Source organism: Mesorhizobium shangrilense, from assembly GCF_028826155.1.
Classification (GTDB): Bacteria; Pseudomonadota; Alphaproteobacteria; order Rhizobiales; family Rhizobiaceae; genus Arvimicrobium; species Arvimicrobium flavum.
Genome location: NZ_JAQGPN010000001.1, coordinates 93,150 through 106,780, shown reverse-complemented (window position 1 = coordinate 106,780; position 13,631 = coordinate 93,150). Strand labels below are relative to the sequence as shown.

The 13,631-nt window shown below is 65.3% G+C and carries 14 protein-coding genes; 10 read left to right on the top strand and 4 right to left on the bottom strand.

Going from position 1 to position 13,631, the window contains the following annotated elements:
- The first annotated feature begins 237 nt into the window (after positions 1-237).
- The 3 genes from rpe to gph are packed head-to-tail and all read left to right on the top strand — an operon-like array spanning position 238 to position 2,192.
- Positions 238-918 carry a ribulose-phosphate 3-epimerase gene (gene rpe, locus PD284_RS00495; RefSeq protein WP_274626284.1) on the top strand — a complete coding sequence of 227 codons (681 nt, stop codon included), beginning with the start codon at positions 238-240 and terminating at the stop codon, positions 916-918.
- 15 nt (positions 919-933) lie between these two features.
- Positions 934-1,491: a thioredoxin family protein gene (locus PD284_RS00490; protein ID WP_274626283.1), complete on the top strand. Its 558-nt coding sequence runs from the start codon at positions 934-936 to the stop codon at positions 1,489-1,491.
- A complete protein-coding gene (gph, locus tag PD284_RS00485; protein ID WP_274626282.1) occupies positions 1,488-2,192 on the top strand; it encodes a phosphoglycolate phosphatase in 705 nt (234 codons plus the stop codon). Before PD284_RS00490 ends, gph begins: the two co-directional genes overlap by 4 nt.
- Before the next feature lie 10 nt (positions 2,193-2,202).
- On the opposite strand, the gene PD284_RS00480 is transcribed toward gph, so the two are convergent.
- The 3 genes from PD284_RS00480 to PD284_RS00470 are packed head-to-tail and all read right to left on the bottom strand — an operon-like array spanning position 2,203 to position 4,615.
- A complete protein-coding gene (locus PD284_RS00480; protein WP_274626281.1) occupies positions 2,203-2,946 on the bottom strand; it encodes a sulfite exporter TauE/SafE family protein in 744 nt (247 codons plus the stop codon).
- Positions 2,947-3,001: 55 nt separating this feature from the next.
- Positions 3,002-4,390, bottom strand: coding sequence for an acetyl-CoA carboxylase biotin carboxylase subunit (locus PD284_RS00475; RefSeq protein WP_274626280.1), 1,389 nt, complete (start codon positions 4,388-4,390; stop codon positions 3,002-3,004).
- A 3-nt stretch (positions 4,391-4,393) separates the two neighbouring features.
- The gene (locus tag PD284_RS00470) at positions 4,394-4,615 is read right to left on the bottom strand and encodes a biotin/lipoyl-binding carrier protein (protein ID WP_274626279.1); all 222 of its coding nucleotides are present in this window, start codon (positions 4,613-4,615) and stop codon (positions 4,394-4,396) included.
- A 153-nt stretch (positions 4,616-4,768) separates the two neighbouring features.
- On the opposite strand from PD284_RS00470, the gene PD284_RS00465 reads away from it, so the two are divergent.
- From PD284_RS00465 to PD284_RS00445, 5 genes are read left to right on the top strand one after another with little or no spacing between them, the layout of a single operon-like run.
- Complete coding sequence (locus tag PD284_RS00465; protein ID WP_274626278.1) at positions 4,769-6,319, top strand: acyl-CoA carboxylase subunit beta; 1,551 nt, start codon at positions 4,769-4,771, stop codon at positions 6,317-6,319.
- On the top strand, positions 6,319-7,071 hold the full coding sequence (locus tag PD284_RS00460; protein WP_274626277.1) for an acetate--CoA ligase family protein: 753 nt from the start codon (positions 6,319-6,321) through the stop codon (positions 7,069-7,071). Before PD284_RS00465 ends, PD284_RS00460 begins: the two co-directional genes overlap by 1 nt.
- Positions 7,068-8,561 carry a CoA-binding protein gene (locus PD284_RS00455; protein WP_274626276.1) on the top strand — a complete coding sequence of 498 codons (1,494 nt, stop codon included), beginning with the start codon at positions 7,068-7,070 and terminating at the stop codon, positions 8,559-8,561. Before PD284_RS00460 ends, PD284_RS00455 begins: the two co-directional genes overlap by 4 nt.
- A 15-nt stretch (positions 8,562-8,576) precedes the next feature.
- Positions 8,577-9,446 (top strand): TrmB family transcriptional regulator, encoded by an 870-nt coding sequence (locus tag PD284_RS00450; RefSeq protein ID WP_274626275.1) that lies wholly within the window; start codon positions 8,577-8,579, stop codon positions 9,444-9,446.
- Between the two features lie 55 nt (positions 9,447-9,501).
- Positions 9,502-10,446 (top strand): Bug family tripartite tricarboxylate transporter substrate binding protein, encoded by a 945-nt coding sequence (locus tag PD284_RS00445; RefSeq protein ID WP_274626274.1) that lies wholly within the window; start codon positions 9,502-9,504, stop codon positions 10,444-10,446.
- A gap of 55 nt (positions 10,447-10,501) precedes the next feature.
- Here the strand turns inward: PD284_RS00445 and PD284_RS00440 are convergent, their stop codons facing one another.
- Positions 10,502-11,404, bottom strand: coding sequence for a LysR substrate-binding domain-containing protein (locus tag PD284_RS00440; protein ID WP_274626273.1), 903 nt, complete (start codon positions 11,402-11,404; stop codon positions 10,502-10,504).
- Positions 11,405-11,517: 113 nt separating this feature from the next.
- Here PD284_RS00440 and PD284_RS00435 point away from each other — a divergent pair, with 113 nt between their 5' ends.
- Together PD284_RS00435 and PD284_RS00430 are read left to right on the top strand one after the other, a co-directional pair.
- Positions 11,518-12,543, top strand: coding sequence for a YeiH family protein (locus PD284_RS00435; RefSeq protein ID WP_274626272.1), 1,026 nt, complete (start codon positions 11,518-11,520; stop codon positions 12,541-12,543).
- Between the two features lie 32 nt (positions 12,544-12,575).
- Positions 12,576-13,610 carry a ketopantoate reductase family protein gene (locus PD284_RS00430; protein WP_274626271.1) on the top strand — a complete coding sequence of 345 codons (1,035 nt, stop codon included), beginning with the start codon at positions 12,576-12,578 and terminating at the stop codon, positions 13,608-13,610.
- Positions 13,611-13,631: the final 21 nt, after the last annotated feature.

The window sequence follows — 13,631 nt, the reverse complement described above, 5'->3', positions numbered from 1 at the left end:
CGATATATTCAGATGGATATAACACCAACGAACTGAACCGCGTCAACAGGCGTATGTGCTGCCATAGAGTAGCAAGCGCCTAGGGCGCCGCGTTGTGTTTAAGCGAATCGTTCGCATGCGCGATGCTGCTATCAGGGGCGCGACACTCGGCCGTCCCCCGCCAAGGTGTAACTTTCCGTCCGCGGCCATTGCGGCTATAGAGCCCTCGTTCCAAGCCGCGCCCGACATGGAGACGTCATGAGCCGCAGCATCCTTATCGCCCCGTCCATACTGTCGGCGGACTACTCGCGGCTCGGAGAGGAGGTCGAGGCCATCGACGCGGCCGGCGCCGACTGGATCCATCTCGACGTCATGGACGGCCATTTCGTGCCGAACATCAGCTTCGGCGCGCCGATCATCAAGGCGCTGCGCGATCGCACCAAGAAGCTGTTCGACTGTCACCTGATGATCGCGCCGGTGGACCGCTACCTGGACGCCTTCATCGACGCCGGCTGCGACCAGATCACCGTTCATGCCGAGGCAGGGCCGCATCTCGACCGCTCCCTCCAGGCGATCAAGTCCGCCGGCCGGATGGCCGGCGTCTCGCTCAATCCGTCGACGCACGAAAGCGCGATCGAATACGTGCTCGACCGGGTCGACACCGTGCTCGTCATGACCGTCAATCCCGGCTTCGGCGGCCAGGCCTTCATCCCCGCCACGCTGGACAAGATCCGCCGCATCAGGACTATGATAGGCGATCGCCCGATCCGCATCGAGGTCGACGGTGGCGTGGGCGTCGAGACGGCGCCGCTTGCGGCCGCTGCCGGGGCCGACGTCTTCGTCGCCGGTGCGGCCGTCTTCAAGGGCGGCAACCTGGAGTCCTACCGGCAGAACATCGCGGCGATCCGCGGCGCGGCCGAGCGCGCCATCGCCGCCTAGCAAAAGGAGGCGACCATGCCGACGGCAGCACCTGTTTGCGATTTCGGATGGAAGGCGGTCGATTTCGTGCTTGCGGGCGTGGACGGCCAGTCGCGCTCCATCCTCGGCGAGGCGGGGCCGAACGGCCTCGTCGTCGCCTTCATCTGCAACCACTGCCCCTATGTGAAGGCGGTGATCGGCCGGATGGCGCGGGACGCCGCCGACCTGCGGGCGATCGGGGTCGGTTTCGTGGCGATCAATTCGAACGACGCGGGCGCCTATCCCGAAGATTCCTTCGAGAACATGAAGCTGTTCGCCGAGAGGCACAAGCTGGGCTTCCCCTACCTCCATGACGAGAGCCAGGACGCGGCCCGCGCCTACGGAGCTGCCTGCACGCCGGACTTCTTCGGCTTCAACGGCAAGCTGGAGCTGCAGTATCGTGGCCGTCTCGACGCCTCCCGCAAGGAGGAAGCTGCGTCGGATCTCAAGCGCGACCTCTACGAGGCGATGCGACAGGTCGCGGAAACCGGCGAAGGTCCGCGCGAGCAGGTCGTCGCCATCGGCTGTTCCATCAAGTGGCGCGACGCGGCATGAACGACTCTGCCCCCGTGGCGCGGCGCTGGCCGCAGGCGGTGCTGCTCGACCTCGACGGCACGCTGGTCGATTCCGCGCCAGATATCCAGGCGGCGACCAACCAGCTGCTGGCCCGCCATGCGCTCGGGCCGCTGATGCTCGACGAGGTCAAGTCGATGGTCGGGCAGGGGGTGAAGGTTCTGGTCGAACGCGCCTTCCGCGCCTGCGGCAGGCCGCTGGAAGGCGAGGCGCTGGAGAATGAGCATATCGCCATGCTCGACATCTACGGCAATCACCTGACCGAATTCACGGTGCTGATGCCATCCGCCGCAGAGACGCTCGAGGGACTCCACGGCGACGGGGTCCGCCTGGCGGTGGCGACCAACAAGCCGCAGCGCGCCGCCGAGGCCATCCTCGATCACTTCGCCCTGTTCCCCTATCTCGGCTCAGTTGTCGGCGGCGATGCCGGTGTCGCCAAGAAACCGGCGCCCGACATTCTGCTCGCCGCGCTCGACCGCCTCGGCGTCGAGCCCTGGAATGCGCTGATGGTGGGCGACAGCATGGCCGACGTCGCTTCCGCGCGGGCCGCGGGTGTCGCGGTTGTTATCGTGCGCGGCGGCTACACGACCGTGCCGGTCGAGGAGCTCGGCGCGGACCTGCTCCTGGACTCGCTCTCGCAACTGCCGGAAGCCTTCGAGACTCTGCGCGAGCGGAAGAACTGAGGCGCCGCGCTCAACCGTTTGCGATCAGGTAGACACCCTGCACGAAATAGAATGCGCCCACCACCGTCACCAACCAGCGGGTTCCCTGCCTGAAGCCCTCGTTGGAGAGCCGCACCAGGATGCGATGACCGAGGATAGAGCCAAGCACTGCGAACGGGGCCGCTATGCCGATCGACACGATCTCGGTCCGCGAAAGAAGAACCAGCGAGCCCGAATAATAGACGACCTTCGCGAGGTGCGAGAGCACCTGCAGGGCGGCCTTGGTGGCAATCACCTTGCGGCGATCCATGTCTGTCCGGACGAAGAAGACGTCGGCAACCGGTCCCGCAACCCCGACGCCGATGTTCAGCCCCCCCGAAATGAAGCCGCAGGCGACGGCATGCAGGGGGCGTGAAGCGTCGAGGCGCAGGCGTCGCACCGGCATCCACACGATGATCGGCAACAGGCCGACGCAGATCGAGACCATCGCGACGCTGGGCGTGTAGCTGACGAGCGCCAGAAGCAGGATGGCCAACGCCAGTCCGGCCGTGGAGAAGCCGATGATCCGCCAGTCCATCCAGGCGCGCGCGAAATAGGCGCGCGAGCAGTTGGCGACGAGCTGCAGCATGCCCTGAACGGCAATCGCGGTGGTTACCGGCATCACCAGCAGGAGCAGCCACAACAGCACCATCCCGCCGACCATGCCGAAGACGCCCGAGAGTGTGGACGTCAGCAGCACAGCGACGACAAGGAAGACGCCGGTCAGGATCGCCAATCTGCGCTCCCGGGCACGGCTGCACGGGAACCGCAGCGCTCGCAGGGCAGATCGGTCACGCGGCTACCGCTTCTGCCTGCCGAACTGCATCCAGCAATTCGTTCTTGTAGGTGTCGATGAATTTCGTATGCACCGCGCCTTCGGCAAAAGCCTCGTGCCTCAGGCAGGCAAGCAGGAAACCGCGATTGGTGGAGATCCCGTCTACGCTGAGTTCCTCAAGGGCGACTACGGCTTTTGCGATCGCTGCTTCGCGCGTGTCGCCATGGACGATGATCTTGGCGATCATCGGATCGTAGAACGGCGTCACCGTGTCCCCCTGCCGGTAGCCGGTATCGATCCGCAGGCCGTCGCGCGGTGCGGGCAACTGAAATGTCGTCAGGCGGCCGGGTGACGGGAAGAACATCTTTGCGGGGTTTTCCGCGTAGAGCCTGCATTCGATCGCGCAACCGCGCCTCGGCGGAGTTTCCCCAGGCAATTCGCCGGTTTGCCCGCCGGCAAGAGCCAACTGCAGCCCGACCAGATCGATCCCCGTGATCATCTCGGTCACCGGGTGCTCCACCTGGATGCGGGTGTTCATCTCCAGGAAGAAAAACTCGAAGGTTGCGGCGTCGACGATGAATTCGACGGTGCCGAGCCCCGAATAGCGGGTCGAGCCGCACAGGGCCAAGGCAGCTTCGGCCATGCGAGCGCGAACCTGTTCCGGCAGTCCTGGAGCAGGCGCCTCCTCGATGACCTTCTGGAAGCGCCGCTGCAGGGAGCAGTCGCGCTCATGCAGATGGATGGCGCGTCCATCGCCGAAGCCGAAGACCTGGATTTCCACATGGCGCGCCTTCGGGAGGAAACGTTCGAGGTAGATGTCGCCGTTGCCGAACGATTTCTGCGCCGCTTCCTGAACCGCGACCACAAGTTCCTCGAGCTTGTCCGGGCCTTCGGCCTGGCGCATGCCGATGCCGCCACCGCCGGCCGCAGCCTTGATCAGCACCGGAAATCCGACTTCCGACGCGGCTTCCGCCAGTCCGGCAAGGTCGCCCGGTGCGAAGCGCCGGCTGCCGGGAACCACCGGAACTCCGGCATTGGCCGCTGTGCTGCGCGCCGTCTGCTTGTCGCCCATCAGGCGGATCGTCTCGGGCGATGGGCCAACCCATGTCAGGTCCGCCTTGATGACGGCTTCGGCAAAACCGGCGTTCTCGGACAGGAAGCCGTAACCGGGATGAACGGCATCGGCGCCGGATTCGCGCGCCGCCTCCAGAATCCGCGCCGGGTCGAGATAGCTTTGGGCGGCTTGCGCCGCGCCGATGAGGCGCGCTTCATCGGCCATTTCAACATGCATGGCGTTGCGATCAGCTTCCGAGAAGACAGCAACCGTTCTGACGCCGTTCGCCTGCGCGGTGCGCATGACTCGGCAGGCGATCTCGCCACGATTGGCGACCAGCAGCTTGCGCATCGGCTACTGCTCCAGGCGCATGACCACGTCGCCGTCGGCAACCATGTCGCCTTCCTTGACGAGGATCTCGGACACGCGGCCGGACTCCGGCGCGGCCACCGGGATCTCCATCTTCATGGCCTCAATCAGGATGACGGTGTCTCCCTCGGTCACTTGCTGGCCGGGCTCTGCGAGGATTTTCCAGATCGATCCGGTCATCTCTCCGATAATGTCGATTTTCGCCATGACTTCTCCCTTGGTTTGCAGGAACCGTACGGCGTCCGGCGCGGTGTTGCAATAGCAACTACGAAAATGCAGTGACGTCAATTTCAGCTATGGACAGCGCGCCAAAACGTAGCGTAGTGTTTGCGGCAACTACTGTTTTGGAGGAGGCAGCGGATGACGGATCATGTAGACGCCATGGCCCTATCGCTCGACGAATTGAGCCGGCGGCAGGCCAGGGCGCTTGCGATGGGCAGTCCGAAGCGGCTCGAGGAAAGGCGTGCCGCCGGCATCCTGAATGCCCGCCAACGGCTGGACCATCTGTTGGACCGGGACACGTTCTTCGAGGTCGGTCAGCTCGCCACCTCGCACCGTCCGGAGATGCGCGACCGTACGCCTGCCGACGGCAAGATCGCCGGTTTCGGCGAGGTCAATGGCCGCCAGGTCGCGGTGGTCTCCAACGACTTCAGCGTGCTGGGGGCTTCGTCCAGCGTCATCAACGGCAAGAAGATCAAGCATGTGAAGGACACGGCGGCGGCGCGCGGCATGCCGCTGGTCATGCTGGGCGAATCCTCCGGCGCGCGGATGCCCGATCGCATGGGCGCCTCCGGGCGCGCCATGCTCGGGCAGGATCCGTTCGAGTTCCGTCGCCGCCGCGAGATGCCGCTCGTTTCGGCGCTGCTCGGCGACTGCTACGGCTCGTCGACCTGGTATGGCTGCATGTCGGACTTCGCGGTGATGCGCAAGGGCGCCACGATGGCGGTGGCAAGCAGCCGCGTGACGTCGGTGGCCATCAATCAGGCTGTCGACCCCGAGGAACTGGGCGGCTGGAAGCTGCACACGGAGAAGACCGGGCTGGTCGACTATGCGGTCGACACCGACGAGCAGGCGCTGGACATCGTCAAGACATATCTCGGCTACATGCCGCAGAATCGCGACGAGACCACCCCGCGCAAGCCGGTTCCGCAGGGGTCGGACGAAGCGGCGCTGTCGGTTCTCGACCATTTTCCGGTGAACCAGTCGCAGGTCTATGATTCCCGCAAGATCCTCGCGCCGCTGGTCGATCGCGACAGCCTTTTCGAGCTGAAGCCCAAGTTCGGCCGGTCGCTGGTCACTGCCCTGGCGCGCATCGGCGGCCGCAGCGTCGGCATCCTGGCCAACAATCCGCTCGTCCGGGGCGGCGCGATCGATGTCGATTCGATGCGCAAGGCGACCAGTTTCCTGGTCCTGTGCGACTCCTTCAACCTGCCGATCATCTTCCTGGTCGACCAGCCGGGCTTCCTGATCGGCATCGACGGGGAGCGTCGCTGGGCGCCGGGCCGCATCATGAACTGGATGAACGCCCTGTCACAGGTGACGGTGCCCCGCATCGCGGTGACGATGCGCAAGAACTACGGCCAGGCCTATCTCAACATGGGTGGCGGCCGTCATTCCGAAATCGCGGCGGCGTGGCCCACAGCCAATTTCGGCTTCATGGATCCAAGGGTGGGCGTCAATGTCCTGCATGGCATCCAGCGTGAGGACGACCCCGAACGGTTCGAGAAGCTGGTCGAGGAAATCTCGCAGGACAGTTCCGCCTACGCGCTGGCCGGTCTGTTCGAGGCGCAGGCCGTAATCGACCCGCGCGAAACCCGCCGCTTCCTCGTCTCCGCCCTCGACATTCAGTGCGCCGGACCGAAGGGCGGCATCGGCGAACACCACCTCGCCAACTGGCCGACGAGCTATTGATGGACGCTCCGGCGCAAATCTCTGGCAACGGCGCGCATGCCCCGGCCATCCGACGGATCATCGATCGCGCCATCGAGGCGGGGCAGGGAGCGCTCGACGAACACAGCGGAAAGCTGGTTCTGTCGGAACTCGGTATTGCCGTACCGAAGAGCGTTCGCATCGGCCCGTACGACGGTGCGCACGGGCGGATCGCGGCTCTGCGACCGCCATTTGTGCTCAAGGCGCTGTCAAGCGAAGCGGTTCACAAGAGCGACCTCGGTGCGGTGCGGCTCGGACTCGCCAACGCGGCAGAAGTCGATGCCGCCTGCGCCGAAATTCGCGCAAGGATGGCTCAGGCCGGCAAGGCGCTCACCGGTTTCCTGGTCGAGGAGATGGTGGAGCCGGGGACGGAGATTGTCATCGGCGGCGTCATCGACCCGCAGCTCGGGCCGATGATCATGCTCGGCGCAGGCGGGGTCTTTGCCGAGATCCTGAAGGATGTCGCCTTTCGATTGTGCCCGATCGAGGCGCGGGACGCCTGTGAGATGATCGAGGGCCTCAGGATGGCTCCGATACTGAAAGGGGCCCGTGGGAAGGCCGGCGCGGACCTCGGCCGGATCCGGGATGCGCTGCTTGCCCTTGGCGGTGAGGACGGGTTTTTCACTGCCCACGCGGACCGGGTCGAAGAATTCGATCTGAACCCGCTGATCGCGCGACATGACGGCCTAGTGGCCGTCGACTGCCGCGTCGTTCTCAGGGGCGTCGGCAAATGAGTGTCGTCAGGATGCAGGCACCCTCGCAGGTGTTGAAGGAGTTTCGGCCGCTCTTCAGGCCCGACTCCATCGCCGTCATCGGGGCGTCCGCCAACGGCACGTCGGCGGGAAACCGGTTCATCCGTGTCCTCAGAGATTGCGGCTACCGGGGGCGCATTTTCCCGATCCATCCAAGTGCGGCCGAGATCGAGGGCATCCCGGCCTTCCGCTCGCTGGCGGAGACGCCCGAGCCGACCGACTACGCGTACCTGACCGTCCCGGCGAAGAACGCCGAGGCCGTGCTCGCCGGGGCAGGCGGCAGGCTGCGTTTCGCGCAGGTCATGGCAAGCGGCGATCCTGAAACCCATCACGCCTGGGAAGACCGGCTGCGCGAGCTCGCGCGGCAGGGCGGCTTCCGCCTGGTAGGGCCGAACTGCATGGGGACTCATTCCCCCCATGGCGGCTACACCTTCATGGAAGGCGCGGTGATCGAGCCGGGCGGTGTCGGCGTGGCTTGCCAGAGCGGCGGTCTCGGGATGGATATCCTGAGGCGTGGGCAGAATCTGGGTCTCCGGTTCAGCGGGCTTGTAACGCTAGGAAACTCCATCGACGTCGGACCGTCGGATTTGCTCGAGTACTATCTGCACGATCCCGAGACGCGCGTGGTCGGCCTCTACGTCGAGGATGTGAAGGACGGACGGCGCTTCCAGGAGCTTGTCCGGAAGAACAAGGGGCGCAAGCCGGTCGTGCTTCTGGTCGGCGGCGTCACCGGTCTCGGCGGGAAGGCGGCAGCTTCGCACACCGGGGCCATGGCCGGGACGGATCAGGCCTGGCGCGCGCTGGCGCGGCAGACCGGCATGGTGCTGACCGACACGCTGGATACTTTTCTGGACGCGCTGCAGCTTTGCCTGTGGCTTCAGCCCAAGCCTGGCCGCGAGCCGGTCGTCACGCTGTTCGGCAATGGTGGCGGAGCCAGCGTGCTTGCGACCGACGCCCTCGACCGCGCCGGTTTCGGCCTGGCGTCGCCCTCGCCGGCGGCGCGTGAGGAGTATGCGCGCATCAAGCTTCCGCCGGGAGCGAGCCTGGCCAATCCGATCGACCTCCCCGCAAGCGTGCTGAAGGAGGAAGAGGGAAGGGTGGCTGCTCGAATCCTCGATATCAACCGGACGCTGACGGCGCCCTACGCCACGATCATCCACCTCAATCTGCCGGTCATCCTCGGCTACCGCCATGTGCCGGGCTTCCTGCCCAACCTGCTCAACTCGGTTCTGGGCGGGGCGGATGGGGCCGATAGCGCGCCGCACCAGATCCTGGTGCTGCGCTCCGACCGCAGCGAGGAAGCGGACGCGTGGCGTCGCGAGTTCCGTCGGGCGGCCATGGAGCGCGGCGTCCCGACATTCGACGAGATCCCGCAGGCGGTCGATGCGCTCGCCGGCTTCCGCGGCTACGAGGAGTTCCTTTCGGCAATCGGACATGCAAACTCGCCCCCAGCCAACCGAAGCACAGCTTAGCCGCAGGAGGGAAAGATGGTGCAGGAACCGAACAAGCGCGAAACGGCTTCTGCCGACCTGATCCAGGATTTCCGCCGTCTCGGCTTCACCGAATACGAAGCCAAGATCTACATGCAACTCCTCACCGAGAGCCCGGCCACCGCCTACGAGATCGCCAAGGCGACCGGCGTGCCGCGACCGAACACCTACAATGCGCTCGAATCGCTGGCGAAGCGGGGCGCCGTCCAGCCCATCAGCGAAAATCCGGTGCGCTATGTCGCCGCGCCGCCCGATCGCCACTTGAAGAACCTCGGTCGCCAGACGATGGCGGTCTGCGACAACCTCGCAAAGGAGCTCGCCAGGCTGAAAGCGCCGGAGGACGATCCCTATGTGTGGAACGTGCAGGGCGAACTCGCCATCTATCGGAAGATCAGCTCCCTCATCAGCGAAAGCCGCAGCACCATCTGCATCAAGGCTGCGGACGAGGTGCTTCGCGTCTATTCCGAGGCGCTGCGGGAGGCGGCCGAGCGCGGCGTCGAGATTCTGATCGTGCTGTTCGGCACGGATCCCGACGAGTTCCGTTTCAACGACCGCTGTCAAGTCTACCTGCACGAAGCCAACGGCATGCGCATGGGCACGGCGGACAACCTTTTCACGCTGACCATCGACCATCGTGAGGCTGTCACCGCCACCACCGACCGGATGACGGCGTTCCACACGCGCAACTACTCGGTGGTGCAGATGGCGGATTCGCTGATCAGGCACGACTACTACATGGCCGAGATCCACCTGCGCTTCGGCTCGCAGATCGAGGAGGTGTTCGGGCCGCACCTGAAGCAGCTCAGGCTCCGCCGCTTCACCAAGGAGCAGGCGCAGTCGTTTCGGGAAAGGACTGGACTGGATTAGGGCGTTTGGGTCGGGAGGACGGCCGGCGCGACAGATCATAAAAGGAGGAAGTGGAATGAAGCCTATCAGGTCACTGGGAATTGCTGTCGCGCTGTTGGGAGCGTTGGGCTGGGCGGCCCCCTCTCAGGCGCAGGAATACCCCGCCAAGCCCATCAATTGGGTCATCCCGTTCTCGCCGGGCTCGGGCGCCGATACATTTGCCCGCACGCTCATCACGGCAACCGAGCAGGTGCTTGGACAGAAGATCGTGCCCGTGAACAAGGATGGCGGCGGCACCGCGATCGGCGTCGCCTACTCGCTGGCCCAGGCGGCGGACGGATACACGGTCTTCAGCCAGTCGGACACCGTCGTGCTTGGCATCACCGGAGGACAATGGCCGGTGAAGGGGGAGGACGTGCAGCCGATCGCCCGCATCAACGCGGACTACAAGACCCTCGTCGTTCCCAAGAACAGCCCGCTCAAATCCTACAAGGATTTCGTCGCGGCGGCGAAAGCCAATCCGGGCAGCCTCAAGGTGGGCGGCGTGGGTTCCAAGAGCTGGTCCTCGTTCTTCGTCGACAAGGTATCCAAGGGCGCCGACATCAAGGTGACCTATGTGCCCTATGACGGTGGCAGCGGCGTCGTCTCGGCGGTGCTGGGCGAAAACATCGACGCCGCCGTGGTGACCAGCAGCAACGTCAACGCACAGGTCGATGCTGGCGATCTTCGCATGCTGGCGCTTAGCCTCGGCGAACGTGCAGCCGACCGTCCGGACGTTCCGACCTTCGTCGAAGAGGGGCACAAGGACATCGATGGCGAGGTGCTATGGCGCGGCGTATTCGCGAAGGCCGGCACGCCTGAACCGGTCCTGGAGAAGTTGAGCGCGGCCCTCCAGCAGGCGACCAAGGATCCGCGCTGGCAGGAGTACATGAAGCAGCAGCGCCAGCAGGATGCCTACATGGATCACAAGGCGTTCGCCGAGTACTTCAAGGCGCAACTCGACGAGTATTCAACAGAGTAGGGCAATCCGGACGGGGCCGCACCCAATATGGTTCGCGGCCCCGGCGGGCAATCGGTCAGCCGATGGCGTTGTCGCCCGCCGATGTCTCGAGCATCTCCATCATCGCCCGAACCGAACGCGCAGCGTGACGCTCGGCGTGGCGGATCATCGCGAAATGGCGCACCGGAAGCTCGAAGTTGACTTCGTGGAAGCTGCCGTCGTTCAGCCGTGCGAGCGCGGCGCGCTTTGACAGGACTGTCGCGCTGCGTCCCACTTCGACGGCCGCCAGGCAGGCTTCGTTGGACGGCATCTCCAGCACGGTGAGCAGGCGCGACGGGTCGACTCCTAGCGCCGCCAGGTCACGCTCGAAGGCTGCCCTGGTCCCCGAACCGGATTCCCGCATGATCCAGGTCGTGCTGCTGAGGTCCGCCGCTCCGATCGGGCGGCCGTCCGCCCACGGATGCCGTTTGCTGACGACCAGCACCAGACGATCCCTCGCGACGACCTTCTGGAGCAGGCCGTCGCCCTCAACCTCGCCCTCCACGATGGCGAGGTCGGCAGCGCCCTCCATAATTGCCGAGGTCGCCGAGCGGGTGTTGCCGAGGCTGAGCTGGATCTCGACCCGCGGATGGCGCTCTCGGAAGCGCACCAAGTGTGGGGGCAACCAGTAGCTGGCCACGGTTTGGCTCGCGTGCAGACGCAGCACCCCCGAAGCCGTGCCGCCGAGATCGCTCAGGAAGCGTTCTGCCTCCTCCGCCCGGCGAAGCGCGCTCCTTGCTTCCTTGACGAAGGCGCGTCCGGCCTGCGTGAGTTCGATCCGTCTGCCGATGCGATCGAACAGCGTGACCCCGTGACGGGCCTCCAGCGCCGCGACCGCCGCGCTGACGGCCGACTGGGTCATGTTCAATGTCTGCGCCGCACGGGTAACGTGCTCATAGGTGGCGACTTCCAGAAAAATCCGAAGCTGGTCGAGCGTCATCTGCCAATCAATATTCGAAAAAACCGAACGTTCTGAGCATAAATATCCGTTGGATTGATTGATCGCGCAAGGCCAAAGACCTCCGGTGTTTTAATTGCAGTCTGGAGATCGCGGTGTCGCAGCAGTCGGAAGTAAGGGACGCTCCTATTGGCCTGGTGCGCCAATTTCCGCTGTTGCCGGGCATCGTCCTGGCGACGACGATTGCCGCCGCGTGCCTGACGTTCAGGAGCTTGTCGGGCATCAGCAGCCTCAGCCCGATGATCCTTGCGATTGTCGTCGGCATTGCCGTCCAGAACCTGTGGGGCGCGCCTGCGTCGGCGCTGCCGGGCATCGCGTTCTCGGCCAAGCGGCTGCTGCGGCTTGGCATCGTGCTGCTGGGCCTGCAGCTCACGCTGACCCAGGTGCTGAGCCTGGGCGGCGGCGCGGTCGCTATTCTCGCCGCAACGCTGCTGGCGACCTTTTTCGCCATTCGCCTCGCCGGCCGCGCGCTGGGCGTCGACCGCGCCCTGACCGACCTCATAGCGGCCGGAACGGCGGTGTGCGGCGCTTCTGCAGTCGTCGCAGCCAATACCGTGAGCCGGGGCAGCGATGAGGATGTGGCCTATGCCATTGCCTGTGTGAGCATCCTCGGCTCGATATCCATGTTCGTCTACCCGTTGCTGGCACAGCCGCTGGGTCTCGACGATGTTGGCTTCGGCTTGTGGGTCGGCGCCACGGTGCACGAAGTCGCGCAGGTTGCGGCCGCAGCATTCCAGCACAGTGATGCGGCGGGCCAGTACGGCACCGTCTCGAAGCTGACGCGGGTCGTGATGCTGGCCCCGCTGGTGCTGGGCATGGCCGTGTTCGCGACTTCGCGCGGAGAAGGCGAGGCGCGGGCCGAGACGCCGGTGCCATGGTTCGTGCTGGGCTTCGTCTGCATGGTCATCGTCAACAGCGCCGTGGAGCTGCCGGCGATCGTCGCCGAGAATGTCGGGCTGGTGACCAACTTCCTTCTGGCCTCCGCCCTCGCCGCCATCGGTCTTCAGATCAATGCGGGACGGCTGCGGGCCAAGGGCGCGAAGCCGCTGCTGCTGGGAGTATTCGGCTGGCTGTTCATCGCGGTGTTCGGTCTCGCCGCGCTCAAGCTGTTCGGCTACTAGGCATACGGGATCGTCTCTGGGGGAGGAGATAAATGTCGGCTCGGATCGTGATCGTGGGCGCCGGCGCCATCGGCGGCTATTTCGGCGCGCACATGGCTCGGGCTGGGCTGGACGTCACGCTGATCGATGCCTGGCCCGAGCATGTCGAGAAAGTGCGCCGCGACGGGATGACCGTGGAGGGGCTGTCCGGCGAACGCTTCACCGTACCCGCTGACATAAGGCATATCGGCGATGTCCAGGGCTTCGTTCGGGAGCGGCCCATCGACATCGCCTTCATCGCGGTCAAGTCCTACGATACCCTTTGGGCGACGCAGCTCGTCGTTCCCTATCTTGCCGACGATGGCGTGGTCGTGTCGCTACAGAACGCGATAAATGAAGGTGCGATAGCCTCCATTGCCGGCGCCCGCCGCACCTATGGCTGCGCGATCAATGCTCTCGCCTGCGAACTCGTCGGACCGGCCCACGTCAGGAGGATGTCGCCGAAGGGCGATATCAGCGTCGGCGCAGTGGAAGGCGCCGATCCTGCCCGCTGCGCGGAAATTGCTGCAGCCCTGGACCACGCCGAAGCCAGCAAGCCGATCGGCAACCTCATCGGCGTGAAATGGTCGAAGCTGGTCATCAACTCCATGCGCAACGGCCTGTCCGCCATGACCGGCATGACGGGCCGGGAACGCGATTCCGATCCGGTCACGATGGCGCTCGGCATGCGTCTCGGCGGGCAGGCGGTGCGCATAGGCCGCGCGCTCGGCTACCCGCTCGTCAACACCGGGTTCGACTTCGACACGCTGGTCGCGGCGGAGCGGGGCGACGCTGGCGCGATCGATGCGATCCGCCTGCGGATGGCCGAGATCGCCGGGGCGCGCTCAGGCGATCAGCGACCTTCAATGGCGCAGGACATCGGCAAGGGGCGTCGCACGGAAACCGACGCGATCAACGGATTCATTGCGCAAAAGGGCAGGGACGTCGGCATCGACGCCACGCCGCACGGGAGGGTTCACCAGTTAATCCTGCGGATCGAGCGCGGTGAACTGCAGCCATCGCCGGAACTCGCCCGGGGCATCATCTGACCGGCAATCCGATTGAGCCAA

Bases quoted from the DNA above. Each gene is read 5' to 3' on its own strand.
- PD284_RS00465 (WP_274626278.1), top strand. From the start codon at position 4,769: ATGACGGATCATGTAGACGCCATGGCCCTATCGCTCGACGAATTGAGC.
- gph (WP_274626282.1), top strand. From the start codon at position 1,488: ATGAACGACTCTGCCCCCGTGGCGCGGCGCTGGCCGCAGGCGGTGCTG.
- PD284_RS00455 (WP_274626276.1), top strand. From the start codon at position 7,068: ATGAGTGTCGTCAGGATGCAGGCACCCTCGCAGGTGTTGAAGGAGTTT.
- PD284_RS00475 (WP_274626280.1), bottom strand. From the start codon at position 4,390: ATGCGCAAGCTGCTGGTCGCCAATCGTGGCGAGATCGCCTGCCGAGTC.
- PD284_RS00490 (WP_274626283.1), top strand. From the start codon at position 934: ATGCCGACGGCAGCACCTGTTTGCGATTTCGGATGGAAGGCGGTCGAT.
- PD284_RS00470 (WP_274626279.1), bottom strand. From the start codon at position 4,615: ATGGCGAAAATCGACATTATCGGAGAGATGACCGGATCGATCTGGAAA.
- PD284_RS00430 (WP_274626271.1), top strand. From the start codon at position 12,576: ATGTCGGCTCGGATCGTGATCGTGGGCGCCGGCGCCATCGGCGGCTAT.
- PD284_RS00460 (WP_274626277.1), top strand. From the start codon at position 6,319: ATGGACGCTCCGGCGCAAATCTCTGGCAACGGCGCGCATGCCCCGGCC.
- PD284_RS00450 (WP_274626275.1), top strand. From the start codon at position 8,577: ATGGTGCAGGAACCGAACAAGCGCGAAACGGCTTCTGCCGACCTGATC.
- rpe (WP_274626284.1), top strand. From the start codon at position 238: ATGAGCCGCAGCATCCTTATCGCCCCGTCCATACTGTCGGCGGACTAC.
- PD284_RS00440 (WP_274626273.1), bottom strand. From the start codon at position 11,404: ATGACGCTCGACCAGCTTCGGATTTTTCTGGAAGTCGCCACCTATGAG.
- PD284_RS00445 (WP_274626274.1), top strand. From the start codon at position 9,502: ATGAAGCCTATCAGGTCACTGGGAATTGCTGTCGCGCTGTTGGGAGCG.